Annotated in this window: 11 protein-coding genes and 1 pseudogene; 10 read left to right on the forward strand and 2 right to left on the reverse strand. The window is 69.8% G+C overall.

From position 1 onward, the window contains the following. The first annotated feature begins 1003 nt into the window (after positions 1-1003). The 9 genes and pseudogenes from DFJ66_RS39395 to DFJ66_RS39430 all read left to right on the forward strand — a co-directional run bounded on the left by DFJ66_RS39395 (position 1004) and on the right by DFJ66_RS39430 (position 13629). Positions 1004-3922, forward strand: coding sequence for a glycoside hydrolase family 48 protein (locus tag DFJ66_RS39395; protein ID WP_121229516.1), 2919 nt, complete (start codon positions 1004-1006; stop codon positions 3920-3922). Positions 3923-4003: 81 nt separating this feature from the next. After that, positions 4004-5140, forward strand: coding sequence for a GH12 family glycosyl hydrolase domain-containing protein (locus DFJ66_RS39400; protein WP_121229518.1), 1137 nt, complete (start codon positions 4004-4006; stop codon positions 5138-5140). Between the two features lie 296 nt (positions 5141-5436). Further along, positions 5437-6138 carry an expansin EXLX1 family cellulose-binding protein gene (locus DFJ66_RS39405; protein WP_121229520.1) on the forward strand — a complete coding sequence of 234 codons (702 nt, stop codon included), beginning with the start codon at positions 5437-5439 and terminating at the stop codon, positions 6136-6138. Positions 6139-6416: 278 nt separating this feature from the next. Beyond that, on the forward strand, positions 6417-7025 hold the full coding sequence (locus DFJ66_RS39410; RefSeq protein WP_211351468.1) for a glycoside hydrolase family 16 protein: 609 nt from the start codon (positions 6417-6419) through the stop codon (positions 7023-7025). A 99-nt stretch (positions 7026-7124) separates the two neighbouring features. Next, on the forward strand, positions 7125-8144 hold the full coding sequence (locus tag DFJ66_RS39415; RefSeq protein WP_121229522.1) for a LacI family DNA-binding transcriptional regulator: 1020 nt from the start codon (positions 7125-7127) through the stop codon (positions 8142-8144). 230 nt (positions 8145-8374) lie between these two features. Continuing rightward, the gene (locus DFJ66_RS39420) at positions 8375-9415 is read left to right on the forward strand and encodes a LacI family DNA-binding transcriptional regulator (RefSeq protein ID WP_121229524.1); all 1041 of its coding nucleotides are present in this window, start codon (positions 8375-8377) and stop codon (positions 9413-9415) included. Between the two features lie 607 nt (positions 9416-10022). Then, positions 10023-10319 (forward strand): annotated as a pseudogene (locus tag DFJ66_RS45235) (beta-L-arabinofuranosidase domain-containing protein); the annotation flags it as partial. 58 nt (positions 10320-10377) lie between these two features. Beyond that, positions 10378-12159 carry a beta-L-arabinofuranosidase domain-containing protein gene (locus tag DFJ66_RS39425; protein ID WP_281276685.1) on the forward strand — a complete coding sequence of 594 codons (1782 nt, stop codon included), beginning with the start codon at positions 10378-10380 and terminating at the stop codon, positions 12157-12159. Between the two features lie 63 nt (positions 12160-12222). Beyond that, on the forward strand, positions 12223-13629 hold the full coding sequence (locus DFJ66_RS39430) for an arabinofuranosidase catalytic domain-containing protein (RefSeq protein ID WP_121232400.1): 1407 nt from the start codon (positions 12223-12225) through the stop codon (positions 13627-13629). Positions 13630-14006: 377 nt separating this feature from the next. On the opposite strand, the gene DFJ66_RS39440 is transcribed toward DFJ66_RS39430, so the two are convergent. Continuing rightward, the gene (locus DFJ66_RS39440; protein WP_121229526.1) at positions 14007-15968 is read right to left on the reverse strand and encodes a S8 family serine peptidase; all 1962 of its coding nucleotides are present in this window, start codon (positions 15966-15968) and stop codon (positions 14007-14009) included. A 533-nt stretch (positions 15969-16501) separates the two neighbouring features. Between DFJ66_RS39440 and DFJ66_RS39445 the strand changes: the two genes are divergently transcribed. After that, entirely contained in the window at positions 16502-18328 is a 1827-nt protein-coding gene (locus DFJ66_RS39445) for an RICIN domain-containing protein (protein WP_121229528.1), read from the forward strand. A 120-nt stretch (positions 18329-18448) separates the two neighbouring features. Here the strand turns inward: DFJ66_RS39445 and DFJ66_RS39450 are convergent, their stop codons facing one another. After that, positions 18449-20017, reverse strand: a complete 1569-nt coding sequence (locus tag DFJ66_RS39450) for a hypothetical protein (RefSeq protein ID WP_147459511.1) — start codon at positions 20015-20017, stop codon at positions 18449-18451. Positions 20018-20092 lie beyond the last annotated feature (75 nt).

Genomic DNA, 20092 nt, shown 5'->3' on the forward strand with positions numbered 1-20092 from the left:
AAGGGTCCTCGCAGCATCGTTGCCGGGGCTGACCTGGGAGCGCTCCCAGTGAGGTCGGGACAGTAATCAACGCCGATCGGTCGAGCAAAGATTCGTCGAATGACGAACAATGGGCGAGCGAGCCTCGATTTTCCACGCTGCGTGGTGCTTCGCGGGCCTGGCCTGCCGCTGCGGCCGAGCGCGGAAAGCTTCTCGTGCGTGTGCTGGTCACTTTCCGTAGCGCCATCGACTCCGATGTTGCGCCATTCGGGTTGTGCGCAACTTTCTGGAAACTTTTCTCGATTCGAGGGTGAAGCGCAGTGGATTGCACCGAAAAGCGGAGTGACGCGTGGGCTGTTTGGTCGGAAGGGGGTTGGCTGGCGGGCGCAACGGTTCGCGGGTGTGAACCCGCCGCTGCGTGCGGCGGCCGGATGGCCGTGTGAACGTTGGTGCTCGGAGGGCCGTTCAGCTGCGGCGATCTTCACGTATGTGAACCGAACTCGGGTGTTCACGCCGTTTCTCTGCCGTTCGGCTGTGTGGCAGCATGCATTCGGCGGAGCCGACGTGCGTCGAGGCGGGCATTTACGAAAATTGCCGGCGAACCCCCTTTTCGAAAAGTTTCGCGTCCGTTACAGTCCGCAACCTGGGAGCGCTCCCAGATCAGCCTCGCGCCTTCCCTGCCCAAGGAGGCTCACATGCACCGACGCATGCCGAGAGCGACACCAGCGACCGCGGCCCGGCCCCGCGTGGCCACGTCGCCCGTCCAGGTCTAGCTCCACCGGCGTCAAGCCGACCGCGGCGAGCGCATCCCCGCACCACCGACGCGACGCACTTCGCCACGGCTACCCGGTGAGCCCTGGCTCCACGACTTCGACCGCGTCACCGCCTGCCCGCCGGCGGTGCGCTCATCAGGGGTGCCGAGCCCCGCTGCACACCTCGGCGCGGGACGCCCGGCGCGTGCGGGCGTCCCGCGCCGGATCCAGGCCCGCGGGTCAACGGCTGACCCGTGACGGAGGAGGAACGAATGAGGTACCGGACCAGAGCGGGACGGTTGCGCAGTGGGCCCGTCGCCCTTGTCGCGGCCACGATCGTCACCGCGGCGGTGCTGCCCGCCGTCGCGCAGGCCGCGGTGGCGTGCTCGGTGAACTACACCATCACGAGTGACTGGGGGAGCGGTTTCGTCGCCGACGTCGCCATCAAGAACGAGGGCGAACCCATCAACGGCTGGACGCTCAGCTGGACGTTCCCCGACGACCAGCGGATCACCAACCTGTGGAACGGCAACCACACGCAGTCCGGTGCCAAGGTCAGCGTCACACCGGTGGACTGGAACCGGAACATCGGGACCGGCGGGTCGGTGGCCTTCGGTTTCCAGGGCACGCGCGGGGCGGCCAACGGCAAACCGACCGACTTCGCGGTCAACGGTGTGTCCTGCGGTGGCGCCAACAAGGCTCCGGCGGTGTCGGTGACCTCGCCGACGGTGGGCCAATCGTTCGAGGTCGGCCAGGCGATCCCGCTCGCCGCGACCGCGTCCGACAGCGACGGCACGGTGTCGAAGGTCGAGTTCCTGGCCGATGGCGTCGTCCTGTCGACCGACACCACCGCTCCCTACGAGGGATCGTGGACGGGAGCGTCTGTCGGTGACCACACTGTCGCCGCACGCGCGACCGACAACCTCGGTGCCGTCACGACGACGACGCCGGTGCCGGTGAAGGTGCTGGCCGGGGCGACTATCCTCGCCTCCCCGGCGACGATCAACGTCAAGCAGGGCGACAAGTCGACCTTCGGTGTGACGCTGGCGAGCCGCCCGTCGTCGTCGGTGACCGTCGCGGTCGCGCGTTCCTCGGGCAGCGCGGACCTCACCGCCGCGCCGACCTCGCTGACCTTCACCACGTCCGACTGGAACACGCCGCAGAACGTCACCGTCTCCTCGGCGGCCAACGGCGGCGACCTCACGTCGGCGGTCTTCTCCGTCACCGCGCCCGGCTACGCGTCGGCCTCGGTGACGGCCAAGGAGATCTCCTCGACGATCCCGAAGTTCCAGGAGGCTTTCCTCACCCAGTACAACAAGATCAAGGATCCGGCCAGCGGCTACTTCCGCAAGTTCGGCGACCTCCTGGTGCCGTACCACGCGGTGGAGACGCTCAACGTCGAGGCGCCCGACCACGGGCACCAGACGACGTCCGAGGCGTTCAGCTACTACCTGTGGCTGGAGGCGAGCTACGGCAAGATCAGCGGGGACTGGGCTCCGTTCAAGGCGGCGTGGGCGTCGATGGAGAAGTTCATCATCCCGGCCAAGGCGGACCAGCCGACCAACGACAAGTACAACGCGGCCAAGCCCGCGACGTACGCGCCGGAGCACGACAAGATGACCGGCTACCCGTCCGAGTTGGACAGCAACGTCCCGGTGGGTCAGGACCCGATCGCGGCCGAGCTGAAGGCGGCGTACGGCACGGACGACATCTACGGCATGCACTGGTTGCTGGACGTCGACAACACCCTCGGCTTCGGCCGGTGCGGTGACGGCACCACGGCCCCGTCATACATCAACACCTACCAGCGCGGCTCGTCGGAGTCGGTGTGGGAGACCATCCCGCAGCCTTCGTGCGACACGTTCAAGCACGGTGGCCCCAACGGCTACCTGGACCTGTTCACCAAGGACAAGTCGTACGCCAAGCAGTGGAAGTACACCAACGCGCCGGACGCGGACGCCCGCGCGGTGCAGGTGGCGATGTTCGCCGAGCAGTGGGCGACCGCGCAGGGCAAGCAGTCCGAGATCGCGCCCGAGCTGGCGAAGGCCGCGAAGATGGGCGACTACTTGAGGTACGCGATGTTCGACAAGTACTTCAAGAAGATCGGCAACTGCACCAGCCCGACCGCGTGCCCCGCCGCCACCGGCAAGGACAGCGAGCACTACCTGATGTCCTGGTACTACGCCTGGGGCGGCGCGACCGACACGAGCGCCGGCTGGGCCTGGCGCATCGGTGACGGCGCCTCGCACCAGGGTTACCAGAACCCGCTGGCGGCGTACGCGCTGGCCAACGTGCCCTCGTTGAAGCCGAAGTCGGCCACCGGCCAGCAGGACTGGGCCAAGAGCGTGGACCGGCAGTTGGAACTCCTGCAGTGGCTCCAGTCGTCCGACGGCGCCATCGCCGGTGGTGTCACCAACAGCTGGGAGGGCCACTACGGCACGCCTCCCGCGGGCACGCCGACGTTCTACGGCATGTTCTACGACGCCCACCCGGTGTGGCGCGACCCGCCGTCGAACCGCTGGTTCGGCTTCCAGGTGTGGCAGATGGAACGCACGGCCGCCCTGTACCAGAAGACCGGCGACCCGCGCGCCAAGAAGATCCTCGACAAGTGGGTGCCGTGGGCGCTGGCCAACACCACCGTCGGCACCAGCGGCGCGTTCCAGATCCCGTCCGACCTGGAGTGGACGGGCGCGCCGGACAACTGGAACCCGACCTCGCCGGGCGCGAACGCGAACCTGCGGGTGCGGGTGCTCAACCACAGCCAGGACGTCGGCGTGGCGGCGTCCTTCGCCAAGACCCTGCTCAACTACGCGGCCAAGTCGGGCGACGGCCCGGCGCGGACCACGGGTGAGGGCCTGCTGACGGCGTTGCTGGCGCACCAGGACGCCAAGGGCATCGCGATCCCGGAGACGCGGACCGACTACAACCGGTTCGACGACAAGTACGACGCGACCACCGGCGAGGGTGTCTACGTCCCGCCGGGCTGGACGGGCACGATGCCCAACGGCGACAAGATCGACCAGAGCTCCACGTTCCTGTCGATCCGGTCGTTCTACAAGAACGACCCGGACTGGCCGAAGGTGCAGCGGTACCTCGACGGCGGTCCGGCGCCGACCTTCACCTACCACCGGTTCTGGGCACAGGCCGAGATCGCCACGGCGTTCTCCCTGCACGCGGAGCTGTTCGGGTAGCAGGTCCCGGTCCCGACGCGCCCGGCGACACGGAGGGGCGCGTCGGGACCCCCACACCGATCAACAAGGGAGTTGTTCGCCATGCGTGCTCGAGCCCTCCGTCCGGCGGCACTGCTGCTGGCCGGCGTCACCGCCGTGGCGGGACTGGTGGTGGCACTGAGCCCACCCGAGGCCTCCGCCGCCACGACGATCTGCGAGAAGTTCGGCTCCACCAAGATCCAGGGTGGCCGCTACGTCGTCCAGAACAACGAGTGGGGCGCGAACGACGGCCAGTGCCTCAGCGTCTCCGACACCGGCTTCACCATCACCTCCGGCAACCACAACGTGCCGACCAACGGAGCCCCCGCCGCCTACCCGTCGATCTACGCGGGCTGCCACTACGGCAACTGCTCGAGCGGCAGCGGACTCCCGTTGCAGGTGAGCGGGTTCGGCTCGCTGCCCTCCAGCGTCGCGTACACGACGGCCAGCGGCTCGTGGAACGCCTCCTACGACCTCTGGTTCGACCCGAACCCCAACCAGTCCGGGCAGAACACCGGCGCGGAGCTGATGATCTGGGGCAGCCACCAGGGTCCGCCCCAGCCGATCGGCAGCAAGGTCGGGACGGCGTCGATCGCGGGCACGGGTTGGGACGTCTGGGTGGGCAACATCGGCTGGAACGTCATCTCCTACGTCCGCCAGCAGACCACGAACTCCCTCGACCTCAACCTCGCCGACTTCGCGAACGACGCCGTGCGGCGGGGGCAGGTGCAGACCTCCTGGTACCTCACGAGCGTGCAGTTCGGGTTCGAGCCGTGGCAGGGCGGACCGGGCCTGGCGGTGAACTCGTTCTCGTTCTCGACCTCCGGTGGCGGCGGTGGCGGTGGCACCACCACGACCACCACCACGACCACGCCGAACCCCGGCGGCCCGAGCGCCTGCCGCGCCTCCCACCGGGTCACCAACTCGTGGGGGAGCGGCTTCACCGCCGAGGTGACGCTCACCAACACCGGCTCGTCGACCGTGCGGAACTGGCGTGCCACCTGGACCGCGCCGTCCGGCGTCTCGGTGACCAACGGCTGGAACGCCACCGTGACGCAGAGCGGCTCGACGGTCACCGCGACCGCGCCGAGCTGGAGCCCCGACCTCGCACCCGGCCAGAGCGTGGTGGTGGGCTACCAGGCCAACGGGCAGGCCGCGTCGCCGAGCGACTTCACGGTCGACGGCGTGCGGTGCTCCTGACCTCGCGCTGACCTCCGACCCGGTCTCCCGCCGGCCGTTCGTGCCACCCTCGCGGTGCGAGCGGCCGGTGCCGGCCCCGGGATCGGGACGCCGTCACCGTGATCGCCGCGACTTCGTCGAACCGCTCGGGTATCGAGTCGATTCGACCGCGAAGCGCTCCGGGCGCACTCCGACCGTGTGCCACACTCGCCGGCAGTTGCCACGTGAGGTGGGATGCCGACAGCGACCCAGGGGATTCCGGGCTGCTCCCACTCGCGCAGCCGGTCCCGACATCGACAAGCTCAACCGGAGACGCCATGAGGAAACGCCGGCTGATCGCGACCGTCCTCACCGCACTGCTGATGACCTCCGGCACGACCGGCGCGTCCGCCGCCACCGCGCCGCTGGCGGGGAGGATCCAGCCGGGGGTCACCTACAGCGGCCCCGGCACGTGGTACGACAGCGACGGTGACGGCGCATGCCTCTTCGGGCGCAGCGCCGACATGATGACCGTCGCGATGAACCAGACGGACTACGAGACCTCCAAGGCCTGCGGCGCGTACCTGGAGGTGCGGGCGTCCAACGGCCGGACCATCCAGGTGCGGGTCAACAACCTCTGCCCGTCGCCGTGCCGGGTCGGTCAGCTCGACCTCACCAGGGAGGCGTTCTCCCGCCTGGCCGACCCGGTGGTCGGTGAGATCTCGGTGACCTGGCGGCTGCTCAGCCCCGCGATGTCGACCGGGATCTCCTTGCGCTACAAGGACGGGTCATCCCAGTGGTGGTGCGGGATCCAGGCGATCGACCACCGCAACCCGGTGGCCCGCCTCGAAGTCCGGACGGCCGGTGGGTGGAAGCAGTTGCGGCGCACCGACTACAACTACTTCCTGTCCGAGGACGGGGCCGGGTGCGGAGGCGCCATCGCGATCACCGACATCTACGGGCAGCGGCTCGTCAGCGACCCGTTGCCGATCCGGCCGGGTGTCGCCCAGCCGACGAACCTCCAGTTCGCCCCACGTTGATCTCCCGCGCCGGACCTCGGCCGCGGGAATTCTTTTCCGGTATCAGCGTCCAGTCGAAATGGTGTCGACCTCAACGCGCGGGAGTTGTGCAATGACGCATAGCCGCAGGTCATTCCTCGCCGCAGGTGCGGCGGGTATAGCGGGGTTGGTTGTTCCGGGTCGCGCGGAAGCCGCGACGTGGGAGACGGTGCTCACCGGTTCGTTCGCGAACTACCCAGCGTTCGAGGCGGCGTGGAACTACCGGTACCCCTGGGGATCGGACCACAACGGGACCGCGCGTGTACGCCGGCCCAAGCGACCACAACCACGTCTACCTCGAGAGCGGAGTCCTCGTCCTGCGGGCGACCCGCATAAGTTGGGACGAGGGCACCAGCTCCGCCTATCCCCACCTGCCGATCCGCTACCACTCCGGCGCCGTCCACGCGAAGCAGCAGGTGCTGGTCACCGACCAGTTCCCGTCGTGGGAGGTCAAGGGGGAGTTCCAGAGCCCTTCCGGGCGTGGGACGTGGCCCGCGTTCTGGCTCACCGGCGCCAACAGCTGGCCCCCGGAAAGCGACATCCTGGAGTTCAAGGGTGACTCGCGGAACTGGTTCAACACCTACAAGAACGCCAGCGGTGGGTGGTCGAACACGGTCGTGAACGTCAGCGACCCCGGTGGCTGGCACGGCTACCGGGCGTGGATCACCAAGGTGAACGCCACCGACGTGGACATCCACTACTACCTCGACGGCAGGTGGGTGGGGCAGCACCGCGGCGCGAACTTCGTCGGCAAGCCGATGTGGCTGATCATCAATCTGCAAATGGAGGGCTCGTCCGGCTCGCCGGGACCCGACGCGCCGACGTACTTCCGCGCCCGCGACGTCTACGTCGGGCGCACCCGCGCGTGATTTGTGCGTGTTCGTGAAGTCGACCGGTGCTTGAAATGGGGCGTTGGGGCCCCTAACGTCGTCGAAGCGCTTCGACACCAGTGACGAAGGGAGGCGGGTGTGGCCACCATCGCGGACGTGGCGCGGCACGCGGGTGTCTCCACGAGCACGGTGTCCTACGTGCTCACCGGCAAGCGGCCCATCTCCGACGCGACCAAGTCGAGAGTGCGCGCGAGCATTCGCGAACTCGGCTATTACCGGAGCGTCGGCGCGAGGTCGTCGACGATCAGGAGGACGAACGTCGTGGCACTGGTGCTGCCGTTGCGGGACGGCGTGCACATGCCCCTGTTGACGGGGTTGGTGACAGCCGCGGTCACCGCCGCACGACACCACGGCGTCGATGTCCTGCTGATGACGGGGGACCAGGCTGCGGAAGATCTTCGCGGGGTCGTGGGCAGCGGGCAGGTTGACGGGTTCCTGGTGTTGGACGGCGAGATCGACGACGAGCGGGTCGCGTCGCTCAGACGCCTCGGCCTGCCTTCGGTGCTGATCGGCCAACCAGCGGCGACCCACGGCTTGACGTGCGTCGACCTCGACTTCGAGGCGGCCGGTGCGGCCTGTGTGGAACACCTGGCGGACCTCGGCCACCGCTTCATCGGCTTCCTCGGCGCGCCGAGGGCGGCCTACCGCCGCACCACGGGGTTCGCGCACCGCGCGATGGTCGGGTTGAGCGCAGCCGCCATGCGCAGGGGAGTCACCTCGACGATCATGCCGACCGCGGGTGACTACTGCTCCGTGCTCAGGGCACTGGAGGCGCTGCTGCGGGCCCGTCCGGCGGTGACGGCGCTGGTGGTGCACAACGAGGCCGCGCTCGGCTGGGTGGTCACCGCTCTGCGCGCGCTGGGCCGCAAGGTGCCGGGTGACGTGGATGTGGTCGCCATCTGCCCGGATGAGCTCGCCACGCGGACGTCACCACCGTTGACGTCGGTGCTGGTGCCCGCTGGGGAACTCGGCAGGCGGGCGGTGGAGCTCCTGATCGGCAAGCTCGAAGCCCGAGCCGTCCCACCGCTGACCTTGCTGGCGCCGCGGTTGGTCACGCGGGCGAGCACGCGCCCGGTGCCGCGTGGGGCTCACCCCTGAAGCGCGGCTCGTGTCGCACCGGGTCCGGGTCTCCCCGATCCGCCGCGCGCGGAGTCGCTGCCGACCGCGTGCAGTGCGTCCTCGACCGTGGGCACCGCCTTCGGCACGGGTGGTAAGTTTCGCCCGGAGGACCGAAACAGCGTGGTCGTGGGTGCCGGCGGTGCGCCCGGCCCGGTCCGCCGGGTCAGCGAGGGGAGCCGGGGTTGTCGGACGCCGAGTCGGCTGGGCCGGTGGGGGGCGAAGCGCGGCCGAGTGGCCACCCGTCCAGGCCGGTCACGATCTCCTACATCGCCGAGACGGCCGGGGTGTCGGTGCCGACGGTGTCCAAGGTGATCAACGGGCGGGCGGGCGTGTCGGCCGACACCCGTGCGCGCGTCGAGGCGCTCATCGACGCCTACGGCTACCGCAAGTCGAGTGCGTCGAGCCGCGGCACCCAGATGGACCTGGTGTTCGACGAGATCGAGAGCATGTGGGGCGTCGAGATCATCCGCGGTGTGCAGCGGGCTGCGCGCGCGCACCGGGTGGGGGTCGTGCTGTCGGAGTTCGGTCCGCAGCGCAACGCGATCCGCTACTGGATCGACGACGCGCTCCAGCGCCGTCCCGCCGGTGTCGTCGTGGTCGCCCAGTTGTCGCAGGAGGACCACGAACGCTTGCGGGACAACGGCATCCCGTTCGTGGTGTTCGACCCCACGGTCGAGTTGCCCGACGACGTCCCCTTCGTCGGCGCGACGAACTGGGCCGGTGGCAGGATGGCCGCTCGTCACCTGTCCGGTCTGGGGCACCGGCGCATCGCGATGGTCGCCGGGCCGGACGACGTGCTGTGCTGCCGTGCCCGGCTCGACGGTTACCGCGCCGCGCTGGACGCGGCGGGACTCCCGGTCGACCCCGCTCTCGTGGTGAGCGCGCCGCTGACCCGGGAGGGCGGTCGCGTCGCGGCCCGCCGGCTGGTGGCACTGGCCGACCGCCCGACCGCCGTCTTCGCGAGCGACGACGTCCTGGCGCTGGGCGTCTACGACGCCGCCAGGGAAGCGGGGTTGCGGGTTCCGGCGGACCTGAGCGTGGTGGGTTTCGACGACCTGCCGCTGGCCGCCCTGCTGGATCCCCCGCTGACCACGGTCCGCCAGCCGCTGGTCGAGATGGCGATGGCCGCCACCGAACTGGCCCTCGCCCTCGGCCGCGGCGAGCAGCCGCCGCAGGTCGGGCTGGAACTCGCGACCACGCTCACCGTCCGCGCGAGCACCGCGCCGCCTGCCGGGGTGCGCGAAGACTGACGGTGGAGAAAGTTTCTTCCAGCGGGCCGCAAACGAGGGATGTTAGCGCTCACTCTCGATCTGACCGGTGGTGTTCGACGCGTCGGGATCGTCGTGAAGCGCTGAACTGGGCTTTGTGCGAGGGAACCCCAGCGTGCTGCTCCGTTCAGTTCAATCGCGGAAAAGTTTCCCGGCAGCTCCTTGTGAGCGTGAACACTCCGCTGCCACACTGCTCTCCGGCACGGCTCGCGCACGGCGAGTGCCGAGGTCGTGCCTGGTAGCCACGTTCCGCCGTGTGGACGTCGTGCGGGTGTCCAGGGTGGAACCGACAGCGAAGTCGGTGTCGCTACCGGGCCTTGCGTCGACCGGTGTGGTCGGGTGCGGGGCCGGGAGCGGCCTGCCGGCTCGCGCTCGACCGTTGATCGGGATCCGAGGAGCGGAGGCGGCAGTGGGCAGTGCCGAGTCGTGGCGATCGAACCGGTTCGACTCCCGTGACGGGTTCCACCGCCGGACCCTGTTCCGGGCCGGGGTGGCCGCCGCCGCGGTCGCCGCCGTGGGCCGGGCTCCGGCGTACGCCGCGGCCAGGCCCGACATCGGGGTCACGGCCCACCCCTTCGACCTCGGGGAGGTGCGGCTGACGGCCGGCCGCTGGCTGGACAACCAGAACCGGACGTTGGCGTACCTGAGGTTCCTCGACGCGGACCGCCTGCTGCACACGTTCCGCCTCAACGCAGGCCTGTCCAGTTCGGCGCAACCCTGCGGCGGCTGGGAGGCGCCCAGCGTGGAACTGCGCGGTCACTCGACGGGCCACGTGCTGTCCACGCTGGCGCAGGCCTACGCCATCACAGGTGACGCGCAGTACCGGTCGAAGGGCGACTACCTCGTCACCGTGCTCGCGTCCTGCCAGGCGGCGTCGCCGAGCCGCGGTTTCCACACCGGTTACCTCTCGGCGTTCCCGGAGAACTTCTTCGACCGGCTGGAGCGTGTACCAGGGCGTGTGGGCGCCCTGGTACACGCTCCACAAGATCCTCGCGGGCCTGCTGGACCACCACCGGCTCACCGGCAGCACCCAGGCGCTCCAGGTCGCCACCGCCATGGCGGCCTGGGTGGACTGGCGCACGGCCCGGCTGAGCTACGCGCAGATGCAGTCCACGCTGAACACCGAGTTCGGCGGCATGAACGCCGTCCTGGCCGACCTGTGCCAGGTCACCGGGGACACGCGCTGGCTGACCGTGGCACAACGGTTCGACCACGCCGCCGTGTTCGACCCGCTGGCGGCGAACACCGACCGGCTCGACGGCCTGCACGCCAACACGCAGATCCCGAAGTGGATCGGCGCGGTGCGCGAGTACAAGGCGAGCGGCACGACCAGGTACCGCGACATCGCGACCAACGCGTGGAACTTCACCGTCGGCGCGCACACCTACGCCATCGGCGGCAACAGCGTGGGGGAGCACTTCAAGGCGCCCAACGCGATCGCCGGCTTCCTGACGAACGACACGTGCGAGAGCTGCAACACCTACAACATGCTCAAGCTGACCCGCGAACTGTTCACGCTGTACCCGACGCGAGCGGACCTGTTCGACTACTACGAGCGGGCGCTGGTCAACCAGATGATCGGCCAGCAGAACCCGAACGGCGGCCACGGCCACGTCTGCTACTTCACCCCGCTCAACCCCGGCGGGCGGCGCGGCGTCGCCCCCACCAACGGCGGCTACAGCACCGACTACACCACGTTCTGGTGCTGCCAGGGCACGGGTCTGGAAATGCAGACCAAGCTCGCGGACTCGATCTACTTCCGCGAGGACACGACGCTGATCGTGAACCTGTTCGCGCCCTCGGTGCTGAACTGGACCCAGCGCGGCATCACCGTCACCCAGACGACGTCCTACCCGGTCAGCGACACCACCTCACTCCAGTTCACCGGCAACGTCAGCGGCACCTGGTCGGTGCGCATCCGCATCCCGAGCTGGGCGAGCGGCGCGACGATCAGCGTCAACGGCGTCACGCAGGACGTCACCGCCGCGCCCGGCACCTACGCCGTGCTCACCCGGTCGTGGACCTCCGGCGACACCGTCACTGTTCGCATGCCGATGCAGGTGGTCTTGCGTCCCGCCAACGACAACGCGGGCATCGCCGCCGTCACCCACGGTCCGGTCGTTCTCGCCGGGAACTACGGCAACACCGCGCTCAGCTCACCGCCGTCGTTGAACACCGCGTCCATCACCCGCACCAGCACGACGAGTCTCGCGTTCACGGCCACCGCCAACGGATCCGCTGTCGCGCTCATGCCGTTCTACGACGCCCACGGCGTCAACTACACCGTCTACTGGAACACCAGCACCACCCCGACCGGTTGGGCGAGGCTGTCCAACGCCGCCACGGGGTTGGCGCTGGACAGCGGCGGGTCGGTCGCGTCGGGTTCGCGGCTCAAGCAGTGGAGTTGGGACGGCAGCGCGAACCTCCAGTGGCAGTTGGTCGACGTGGGCGGCGGCTACGTCCGCATCGTCAACCGCGCCAACGGAATGGTCGCCGACAGCTGGGGCAACGCCGCCAACGGCGCTCCGGCCCAACAGGCTCCGTGGAACGGCGGCAACAACCAGCAGTGGCGCCTGACCAGCGTGGGCAACGGCCGCTACCAGATCATCAACCGAGGCACCGGTACGGCGCTGGACGGCATGGGCGACACGGCGGTGGGCGCGACGTGCGCCATGTGGACCCCCAACTCCAGCCCGAACAACCACTGGACCATCACCGCGGTCTGACCTCTGCCACTCTAAGGAGGAGTCGTGAAAGCTCGACGCATCACACGGTTAGCCGTGGCGTTCATGACCGGTCTCGCGCTCGCTGCGGTGCCGTTGGTCCCGGCGCAGGGTGCGGGTCAGGGGCCGTGTGACATCTATGCGGCCGGTGGTACGCCGTGTGTGGCGGCGCATAGCACTACGCGAGCGTTGTACGGCGCGTACAACGGTGCGCTGTACCAGGTTCGGCGTTCGTCGGACAACACCACGCGCGATGTCGGTGTGCTGAGCGCCGGTGGGGTGGCCAATGCCGCGACGCAGGATTCGTTCTGTGCCGGTACGACGTGCTTGATCACCGTGATCTACGACCAGTCGGGCCGCGGGAACCACCTCACCCAGGCACCTCCCGGCTACTGGCCAGGCCCTGCTCCCGGCGGCTGGGACAACCTGGCCGACGCGACGGCGGCCCCGGTCACTGTCGGCGGGCAGAAGGCGTACGGCGTCTACATCTCGCCCGGCACGGGCTACCGGAACAACCGGACCAACGGCATCGCGACCGGTGATCAGCCGGAGGGTATCTACGCGGTCGTGGACGGTACGCACTACAACCAGTGGTGCTGTTTCGACTACGGCAACGCGCAGACGGACGGTCAGGCCGATCGGCAGGGCATCATGGAGACCGTCTACTTCGGTGCGAACCGCCAGTGGGGTTACGGTGACGGCCCGGGTCCGTGGGTGATGGCGGATCTGGAGTGGGGTCTGTTCTCCGGGGTGAACGCGGGCTACAACCGCAATCCGACGATCAACCACCGGTTCGTGACGGCGATGGTGAAGGGCGAGCCGAACCACTGGGCCATCCGCAGCGGCAACGCCCAGTCGGGTGGATTGTCGACGGTGTTCGACGGGCCGCGTCCCAACGGCTACCACCCGATGCAGAAGGAGGGCGCGATCCTGCTGGGCATCGGCGGTGACAACAGCGTGTCCGGTGCCGGCACCTTCTTCGAGGGCGTGCTGACTGCGGGTTATCCGTCCAACGCGACGGAGGAGGCGGTGCAGGCCAACATCACCGCCGCCGCCTACACCCCCGGACCGGCGGCACCCACCGGCGCGGTGCGTGCGGTTGGTGCGGGCAAGTGCCTGGACGTCAACGGTGCGACCACGACGGCCGGGACGCAGTTGCAGATCTGGGACTGCAACGGCGGAAGCAACCAGACCTGGACACGGACCAGCGGCGGCGCGTTGACCGTCTACAGCGGTAGCAACCTGCGCTGTGCCGACGCCTACGGCCAGGGGACCAGCAACGGCACGGCGGTGGTCATCTGGACGTGCAACAGCCAGACGAACCAGCAATGGCGGTTCAACGCCAACGGCACCATCACCAGCGTCCAGTCCGGCCTGTGTCTGGATGTGTCCGGCGCGGGCACCGCCAACGGCACCAAGGTCCAGCTCTGGACCTGCACCGGCGCCGCCAACCAGAAATGGACTCTCGGCTAGGTCGTGTATCGAAGTGGGCTGTGACTGCCTCGGCTGAGGTTGGGCTGGTGGGCGTGTCGGTGATCAAGAATGGGCGAGGTCTCCGGTAGAGGGTTTGTCTGCGAAGAGAAACCTGAATACCGGAGACCTCGTGGACACCTCAGCGGTGGCGAGACGGTTCGACCTGACCGACGCGCAGTGGGCGGCGCTGGAACCGTTGCTGCCCGTGCCGTCGCGGCCGGGTCGGCCGTCCTTGTGGAGCAGGCGGCAGTTGATCGACGGGATCCGGGTGCCCCGACCGGCCGGTGGCCACGATCAACGAATGGCTATGACCGACTTCGACACAGGCCCCAGCCGACGAGATCGCAGAACGGGTCGGCGGGGCTCCGGCGCAGCCGTCAGGGCGTGCGTTCGTAGGCGGCGTAGTAGACGGCTTGGGGCCCCGCCGGCACGTTGTAGCCCCGGATCCGCAGTTTCCACGTGCCGTTCGCGATGGGGGCGTTGACCCGGACGCGTTCGAAGACGCTCAACGTCGTCCCGCTCGTCGCCACCACCGTACCGCCGGAGTTGACCAGGTACAGGTCGATGTCGTTGTGCGTCTGGGTGTGCTTCTCGGGCCACCAGACGGCCCCGTCGAGCGTGGTCGAGCCACCGCCGAGGACGAGCGGGATGTCGATCACCTGCTGGTGCGTGACGTCCACCTTGCCCGTCCACGCGTACCCGGTGCCCGGCATGCGGATCCGGCCCGCCCCGCTGGTGTTGTCGAGCGAGGAGGTCTTCTGACCGCAGAGGATCAGCCACGCGTACACCTCACCCGGCTCGACGGCGGGGTTGACCTGTTCCAGCCACAGCCTCAGCAGGGCGGCCGCGGAGGCCGCGTACGGGGTCGCGCCGCTGGTGCCGCCGAACACGCCCAAGGCGGTGTCCGTCTGGTTGCCGGCGGACTCCGTGTTGCTGGGGCCCTGGATGTCGGGCTTGAGCCGGCCGTCGGGCGCGGGTCCGACGCCCTGGTCGAGGGCGATCGCCAGGGTCTGCACGTCGACGTTGCCCACGCCGATGGCCTTGTGCGCGTTCGCGGGCGCGCGGACGGAGCCGGCCGCCGGCCCGAAGTTGCCGTTGGCGGCGATGACGCTCGACCCCGTGTCGAACGCCTGGTCGGCGGCCAGGGAGATCGAGCCCTGGTCGGTGGACTGGCTCTGGATCTCCGCCACCAGCGTCCGGTCGCCGGCGATCACGGCGTTCTGGAACGCCCGGATCACGGCCAGTGAGACCAGTCCCTGGTTGTTGTACACCTTCCAGCTGTCCACGGGCAGTTTGGTGACGCCGCGGAACGCCGTGCCCAGGTTGGCGTTGCCGCCGAGGATCCCGGCGCTGTGGGTGCCGTGGTTCCAGAAGTCGTCGTTCGGGTTCAGCGCGGGGCCGGTGTTGCAGTCGGACCCGCCGTTGACGCAGTCGCGCAGGAAGTCCAGGGTGTTGGGGTTCTTGAACTGGGTGTGGGTGAACCGCACCCCGGTGTCCAGCAGGCCGATCCAGCCGCCGGCGAGGTCGAACCAGGTGTCGAACTCGACGAGCGCGCGGGCGTCCTCGACGTCGTTGTTCGGGTTGGCGTCCGCCGGCGGTTCCTCGCCGCTGACGCTGGGTTCGACGTAGGAGACGTCCTCGCGGTCGGCCAGCGACCGGGCGTTGCGCAGGGGCACCCGGACGAGGGCCGCCTTGATGAGCCAGAACGTCTCCAGGACCCGTGCTCCGTGCCGGTCCGCGAGTTCCCGGGTGAGTTGTGCGTAGCCGTCGGCGCGTTGCTCGGTGATCCGCCCGACCACGTCCCGGATGCGTTCCAGAGTCCTGCGGTTGCGGTCCGAGTCGCGCGGCTCGTCGGTGACCAGCGGCGGGAAGCGGGGTAGCTCCACGTCGTCCCGGAAGGTGACGACCAGCAGTTCCTCCTCGTCGCCCGAGCGCTCCGCGCTCCACCGCAGCAGCAACGGGTGCACCTTCTCCGGAGGGTCGAGTTTCGAGTCGTCGTCGCCTTTTTCCTCGCGCCGGTCGTGGGAGAAGGCGTCGTCCGGCAGGTCCTCGACACGGTGGTCCACGATCCGCGGTCCTTCGATCCGCAGCGTGCGGACGCGGCCGGCGACGTCCGGCTCGGTGAGGAGGTCCAGTACGCGGTCCCAGGTCTCTGGCCCCACGACCCCGTCCGGGTCCAGGCGGTGCTCGGTCTGGAAGGCCCGCAGCGCCGCTTCGGTCAGCGGCCCGAAGCTCCCGTCCGGGCGACCGGTGTAGAGGCCCGAGCGCGCGAGCGCGTGCTGCACCTTCCTGACCGCGTCACCTTCCGAAGCCAGTTCGAGCAACCCGTCCGTCGTCATCGTCGGAACTCCTCACCTCAGGCACGGCCACCATTGCCTGTGACTTCGGGGAGGCGGTGGCGCGCGTATCGCCGGAGCGCGCGAACCACTCGTTCGGCTGCCTCATCGCCCACCTCTGGTCGCACCTGACGAGGAGGCGGTGCACGCGCGGTGGATGTTCGCGTCGGGGCGGAATTTCCCAGTGCGCCCTCGGCGGTCAGCACGCGGTCGGTCAAGGGTCGAGTTGGCCGGAATGCGACACCGGAGCGACCTTGCCGCCAGGAAAACCGGCTCACTACTTTGGCTCTGCGACGGGCGAATGTCCCGGTCTCGCAATCGACCGATCCCGGGCCTGGAGGATCTCCACAACTCTGGCCCGCATGGCCCGCCCCAGCGCTGCCGGTGGACCACGCACCCTGCCCGGACGCTGGTCGGTGTCGGGACAGGCCGCGCTCGGCGCTCGATCGAACCGGTTCGACCCCTCCTCTCCCGACCCCTCCTCTCCCGACCCCTCCTCTCCCGACCCCTCCTCTCCCGACCCGTTCGGAGTCAGCATGGTTCAACGGCGAACTGCCTCCCGTCTCGTCGCCGCAGCGGCGGCCCTCGCCTCGGTCGTCGCTGCGGCGGTCGGCTTGGCGGGGCCGGCCCAGGCGGCGGACGAGACCATCTCGGTCGACTTCTCGGTGACCGGCGCCGCGCCGACGTATCGCGCGTCGGGCTGGATCTACGGCATGACGGAGGACGCGTCCGCGCCCGCCGACAACTTCTTCCGGGACGTGAAGTTCCGGTACATGCGCGCGGGCGGTGCCCAGCTCGACAGTCCCGGCGGGTGGGTGTCGGGCAGGTACGACCGCCGGTGGAACGCCACGCGCGCCCAGTTGCTGCGGACGCGGGCGCTGGGCGGCGAGTTCATCCTGCTGCCGCACGACCTGTGGGGTGCCGACGGCTACCCGATCTCGCGGTTCCCGGGCGACAACGGCGACTGGACCGACTACGACAACTTCCTGACCCGGTTGATCGCCGACGTGCGGGCGACCGGTGCGCCGGTGCAGTGGGACCTCTGGAACGAGCCGAACATCACGCTGTTCTGGAACCGCCCGCAGTCCCAGTACCTCGAGCTGTGGCGGCGCTCCTACCAGCGCATCCGCGCCGCGTTCCCGACCCACCTGATCGTCGGTCCCAGCTGCGCGTGCGTCCCGTCGACCACGTACGCCTGGTGGAACCAGTACCTGGACTTCGTGCGCGCCAACAACGTCGTGCCCGACATCGTCAGCTGGCACTCGCTGCCCGGCGACCCGGTCGCCAACGTGGCCGCGGCCAACGCCACCCTGGACGCGCGGGGCATCCCGCACCCGCGGCCCTACCAGATCAACGAGTACGGCGCGACGAACGAGCAGAACCCCGGTGACGGCTCGTGGTACATCGCGCGCCTGGAGCGGGCCGGCGCGGACGGCCTGCGCGCCAACTGGGCCGGCGGCGGGAACCTGCACAACGACCTGGCCAACCTGCCCGTGCGCGACTCGACGGGCCGGCACCAGCCCAAGGGCGAGTGGTGGGTCTACCGCTTCTACGGCTCGCAGACGGGCCGGACCGCGGCGGTCACGCCCAGCCAGTCCTACGACGGGTTCGCCACCAAGGCACCGGGCGAGGCCAAGATCCTGGTCGGTGGTGGCGGCACGACGGGCAACATCGCGGTCCGGCTGCAACGCCTGGACGGCACGGAGGGGATCGTGCGCGACAACCAGGTGCGCGTGCTCGCCGAACGCATCCCGCACAACGGCGGCGGCGCGGTGTCCGGCCCGGTCGCCGTCCTGGACACGGTCGTGACCCTGTCCGGCAACGCCACGACGGTGAACCTGCCGCACACCAACGCCGACGACACCTTCACGATCACCGTGCTGCCGCCCGGGGCTACCGGCGGGGCGTTCCTGTCCACCGCGGTCGCCCAGCACTCGCAGCAGTGCCTCACCAACCCCAACCGCAGCACCGCCGACGGCACCCAGGCGCAGCAACAGGTCTGCGGCACGGGTGACGAACAGCGGTGGAACTTCGCGCCGGTGGCCGGGCTCGCCGACACCTTCACCGTCACCAACCGGCAGTCGGGCAAGTGCCTGGACGTCACCGCGGCGTCCACAGCGGACGGCGCGGCGGTCATCCAGTGGACCTGCAACGGCGGCGCCAACCAGCAGTTCACGCTGCGGAAGGTCACCTACTCCGGCAACGACCCCGACGACTACCAGCTCGTGGCCCGCCACAGCGGCAAGTGCGTCGACGTCAGCGGCATCTCCACCGCGCCGGGGGCCGTGGTCCACCAGTGGACGTGCAACCCGGCGAGCCAGGGCAGCCCGCTCAACCAGACGTGGCGGCTCCCCGGCCGCTGAAGACCCCGACCCCCGTGACCCGCGGGCGAGTTCAGCGGGGCGAGCCGCGCGGGGAGCGTCCGGCAAGGGCGCGGCGTTCCGTGCACACCCGGGCGGGGGTGTGCACGGAACCAGCCGCCGTCACTGGTCGATGAACAGCCCTTCACCGAGGCCGGAGCCGGTGGAGTCGTTGCCCGGCTGCACGGTCACGTCGTCCCCGCGCGCCGGCACGCCGACCACGGTCGGCTCGCCGTCCACCACGTAGGTGTCGTCGCCGGTCGCGCGGTCGAGGAAGACCCCGAGGCCCTGGTTGTTGCCGAAGCCGAGGCTGCCCGCCCTGGTGCTCGGGTTCTGGATCGGTCCGATGAACTCACCGGCGAACGCGCCGTGGTAGCTGTCCGCGCCGGCGTCGTCGATCAGGACGCCGGTGGTGCCGGGCAGCACGTTGGCCGTGCCCTGCACGAACCGGGGGATGCGGTCGCACAGCCCTTCCCCTTCGTCGTCACGCACGCCGCCCGCGCCTTCGGTCTGGTTGGGCGCGGCGGGGTTGATCGGCGCGGGCACGTAGTAGTCGTAGGTGTCGGCGCCCGCCTCGTCGTGCAGCAGGCCGAAACCGCCGACCAGCGCGAAGCCCTGGCTGTTGCGCACGGCGGTGTAGGTGTCGTTCCCGCCGTCGTCGGACAGCAGGCCGACGCCGAAGACGTGGCCCGCGCCGAGCGCGCCGGTCTTGCCGGTGTAGGTGTCGGCCGTGCCGCCGGAGTCGCGCAGGACGCTCACGCCCAGGAAGCCGGCGCCCGCGGTCATCATCCGGCGCACGACCGGGTCGGTGGTGCAGCCGGTGTCGTGGTCCGGGGTCTCCCGGACGCCGTAGGTGTCCTGGCCCGCGAGGTCGAGCAGGACACCGACCGCGGGCACGCAGTCGAGCGCGGTCAGGCCCGGGATGGCGCGCTGGCAGCCCTTCGCCGGACCGGTGCCGCGCAGGCCCGTGACAGCCGATCCGGCGGGGGAGAAGTTGAGGTCGACCAGGTTGCCGCCCGCGTTGTTGCGGTAAGTGTCGTCACCGCCGACATCGACGATCAGCAGGTAGTCGTGCACGTAGGTGTTGTTGTCGCAGGTGCCGCCGTCCAGCCGCAACACGGGCCACAGGTCCAGGTCGGCGGTGCCGGGCACGGCGCACGAGGCGGCCTGCGCGGCCGCGAGGTCGTCCAGCACGAGTTGCAGTTCCACCGTCCGACGCCACACGGGCTCGGCACACGCCCGGATGTCGGCGTGCGCCAAGGGGTCCAGGGTGCCGCCGGTCTTGAGCACGAGCGGCAGCGAGGCGGTCGGGACGGCCGCGAAGTGGGTCTCGGTGACCTGCCGGCACACGGCCATCGCGGTCAGCACGTTCGCCACCCGGCCCGCGACCTCGCCGGCCAGACCGGCGGCGGCGATGGCCGCGGTGGCGTCCTGGGGCAAGCCGACACCGCCGGAGAGCGCGGACACGGCGGTGGCCAGCGCGCCGGCCGGATCGGCGGGCAGCGGGGTGGTGATCGAGGTCGGGGCGCTCAACAGGCCTTCGTGGGGCTGGAGCCGGGCGGCGACGGCGGGGTTGACGGCGGCGATGGCCTGCGCCGCCGAGCCGGTCGCGCCAGCCGTGCCGTTCGCGGCGACGAGGAGCGCCGCGGCGGCGGACAACGGGAGCAACGCTCGCCTTAATCGTCTCGACATGGTCGTGATTCCCTCCGAGTGGGGATCAGGGCGGCCGAACTATAAAGTCGGCCGCGCTGAACCGCACTGCGGGAC

The sequence above is a fragment of the Saccharothrix variisporea genome, assembly GCF_003634995.1.
In the GTDB taxonomy this organism is placed as follows: Bacteria; Actinomycetota; Actinomycetes; order Mycobacteriales; family Pseudonocardiaceae; genus Actinosynnema; species Actinosynnema variisporeum.